Genomic DNA, 3,270 nt, shown 5'->3' on the forward strand with positions numbered 1-3,270 from the left:
CGTGGCGAACCGAAGAATTCTAATTGATCGAACGCTTTGCAGTAGGATGCGATTGATCAGATTGAAGCCGAGCATCGCTGCGATGTTCGCGGCAAATAACAAAGAAAACCGTGAAGGGGAGAGTCCAAAATGATCCTGATAAATGTAGGATGCTTGTGTCACAAACACCATAATGACGGAAAAACAAGCGGATTGCCAGAGGATGAAAGGCCAGGATCGGCGTTCGCGAATGACCGCCAGATAGCCATCCATCAGGTTTGCGACTTTTCGTGGACCCACCCGTGGAGGCATGTGGGCGAAAATGATGCTCCAGGCAATCAGAATGAGTAGCAAAGCATAGACTGAGATGAAGAAGAAGATCCACCTCCAGGAAGCGATTTCCAGGATCGTACTCCCAACCGCAGGTGCAATGGCGGGAGCAATGACCATGATGAGTCCGATCATGGAAAAAAGCTTTGCTGCCTCCTGACCGCTTACCCGGTCACGGATCATTGCTGGCACGGAAACGAGAACCCAACCAGCTCCAAATGCATGCAGCACCCGAAAAAATAACACCGCTCCGATGCTGTTACTCATTCCCACTGCGAATGATGCGAACAATGTAATGAAAAGGCCAGTCACCAGCACCATCCGGCGTCCGAAGTTGTCCGACAACGGTCCACCAATCAGCAACCCGATGGACATCGTCAAAATGTAGACGGAAATCGTCAGTGCAATTTTGGAAATATCGACCCCCAACGCCTCAGCCATCTGAGGAAATGCAGGTAAATAGGTATCAGTGGAAAAGGGTCCTAGCATGACGGTAAGCGCCAATGCGATTGTCAGGCTCCAAGTGATGTGTTGCTGCTTTGCCATTTACCGTGGAAATTTTAGGTGACCCCTGATCGTTGGTCGATGACTTTATTCGACCGGAAGTAGCGCAAGGAAACAGGCATCGCGGATCCAAGCCGACCTGTTCATGGCAACCATTTTCATACAGCGCTCAAACTGGGTGAACCCCATTCGAGTGAAGGCATGAAGTGGTTGCAGGACACTTGGATCCGACGCTTTAACGGGGATCGAGGATCGGAGAGTCCTTAGTCAAGACCTGACGTCTTGAATCTAACTTTCGTCTCGCTTATCCCAGCTGGCCCCAAAATGGGCGCTCCAGCTCCGGTAAGCGGTCGTATCTGACAGCATGGCCTCGATAGCTGCAACCAGCACGGTTTCCTGAATGAGTCCCGAAAACACGGCCACATCGCCAATCTCACTCTCGAGTCGGAAGGCTGGACGCTGGGTCACACTGAGGCCATAAAACTGCTCCGTCGTATCGCGAATGGCCTGCTCGACTTCCGGACGCTGGGCCTCGGTTTGCAGCACCTCGGCATCGATCCCGCTGACCGCCGCAGCCACCGCAACCGATTCCTGCCATCGCCCAACCGGACGACCCTCGATCATGGCTGCCCTGGCAAGCGCGAGCCGAACCCCATCTCCCTTTACTCCCAGATTGCGCGCTGCCACGGCAACGGCATTGGGCGCGAGGAACTCGCTCATTCCCGCTTCCCACCAGCCCGCATTGAGCATGGACGTCTGCCGGGTAATCATGCCCGAACGGCGATAGTACCATTCCTCTTCCTCCCGCGATCCGGGCAGACCCGATGCGGGAATGAGGGCGATCTGCCAACGGAAATCAACCGCATCCGCATAGCGTTCCTGCAGGCGCTTCCAAACGGGTTCAACATAGTGGCACCAGGAGGAAACCACATCGAGATAGTAAGTAATCGTAAGCATGGGAAACCTGGATGATGCCAAATGTTGCGGCATTCGCTGCGCGCTTGCAACCGTACTTGCAACGGAATTACTTAGCTTGTGGGAGAAAGTGTGTTCGTTACACTTTTCGTTTACTCGCCCATTCCCATGAACCTTCAATTCCAACCCCTTGAGTCCTCAGAACCAGTTCCGATACACGCCTCGCCTGCAGAACCTCGTTTCCCTGAAGTCGAGAGCGCCACAATCTTCGGTTCACGAACCAAGGGGATTCACAGCAGTCACCCGCCGTCGATCATTTTGAATGATGCACACTGAACTCAAACTCCGATTCCTCGACATCGGCAGCACTAAGCACTCGATCGAAGAGGCCGCGCACATCCTGACCGATACCTTCACTGGCATGGGCAAGGGAGCCTGGCCGGACCTGGAGAGTGCGCGGCGGGAGGTGCTGGAGTGCCTGGAAGCTCCGCGCATCTGCATCGGTGCGTTTGACGCAAGTGCAGGAGAAAGACTTTACGGCTGGGTGGGACTGCGGCCTCTGTATGAAACCACCTGGGAGCTGCACCCGCTGGTGGTCCGGCAGGAGGATCAAGGTCGTGGAATTGGCCGCAGGCTGATGGCAGCACTCGAAACCATCGCCCAGAGGCGCGGGATTCGCGGCATCCTCTTGGGTACCGATGATGAAACCTCGGCCACGAGTCTCTCCCAGACCGACCTCACTGGCAACAATGTGCTGCAAGAGATCCAGCAGATCCGCAACCTCAAGCAACACCCCTTTGCGTTCTATCAGCGCTGCGGGTACGCCATCGTCGGTGTGGTTCCCAACGCTGGCGGCGAGCGAAAGCCGGACATCTGGATGTGGAAGCGTTTGTGCGAAATGGCCCAGAAACCTTGAAGTAGCATGCGGTTTAACTGGTGCAAGGCCACTGCAAGGGAATACGAAATGACAGCGAATGTGGGGCCTGGAGCTCCATGTGGCGAGAACGGCAATGGCTTGGCCGTTGGTCGGAACGGGGCTTGCATAGGCGCGACAAACAGCGGCAGTGGTAGCGATGCGGAGCCACGATTCTTCGGTGACCCCACACAACCATGCCGCATCGGCTGCAGATCGTGCCTTCAGCAGATCAGCGGCCTGGGCATGATGGGGATGCCGGGGAAAAGACCTGCCAGGTAACTGGGTCTGTGTTTTTCGTCACCCGCCGCCACTGATCACAACCGGAGGACACTGACATCCACCTTTCCTGTAAGCACCCCGCCGGTGGCTGACCAGGCAGGTGTATGCGGTCGAAGTCCAAGCCTCCGCAACAATCCGAACGTTGATGGGAGCGTTCCAATCCACGACACCCATCTCTCGGGACCGTGGTGGCGTTGAACCGCTAACCCGGATTTCTCACAAAAAAATATCGCATGGAGTGTAAGTCACTGATAAACAGTGGTTAGGAAAAATAAAATACAACTCCAGCGATGACAGAATTTAACCAGAAAGAATTCGCTTTTACAAGCTCGAAAGGACTCAAAATC

The 3,270-nt window shown here is 55.0% G+C and carries 3 protein-coding genes; 1 reads left to right on the forward strand and 2 read right to left on the reverse strand.

The window, feature by feature from the left end:
• On the reverse strand, positions 1–855 hold an 855-nt coding region (locus tag ABQ298_06645; GenBank protein ID MEQ9824045.1), incomplete at its 3' end, for an MFS transporter.
• Between the two features lie 246 nt (positions 856–1,101).
• Positions 1,102–1,770: a DsbA family protein gene (locus tag ABQ298_06650; GenBank protein ID MEQ9824046.1), complete on the reverse strand. Its 669-nt coding sequence runs from the start codon at positions 1,768–1,770 to the stop codon at positions 1,102–1,104.
• A gap of 283 nt (positions 1,771–2,053) precedes the next feature.
• On the opposite strand from ABQ298_06650, the gene ABQ298_06655 reads away from it, so the two are divergent.
• Positions 2,054–2,644: a GNAT family N-acetyltransferase gene (locus tag ABQ298_06655; GenBank protein ID MEQ9824047.1), complete on the forward strand. Its 591-nt coding sequence runs from the start codon at positions 2,054–2,056 to the stop codon at positions 2,642–2,644.
• Positions 2,645–3,270 lie beyond the last annotated feature (626 nt).

It is taken from the genome of Puniceicoccaceae bacterium, assembly GCA_040224245.1.
Classification (GTDB): domain Bacteria; phylum Verrucomicrobiota; class Verrucomicrobiia; order Opitutales; family JAFGAQ01; genus JAKSBQ01.

What these genes read in the sequence shown, in the direction of transcription:
- ABQ298_06650 (MEQ9824046.1), bottom strand. Translation starts at nt 1,770, where the DNA reads ATGCTTACGATTACTTACTATCTCGATGTGGTTTCCTCCTGGTGCCAC.
- ABQ298_06655 (MEQ9824047.1), top strand. Translation starts at nt 2,054, where the DNA reads ATGCACACTGAACTCAAACTCCGATTCCTCGACATCGGCAGCACTAAG.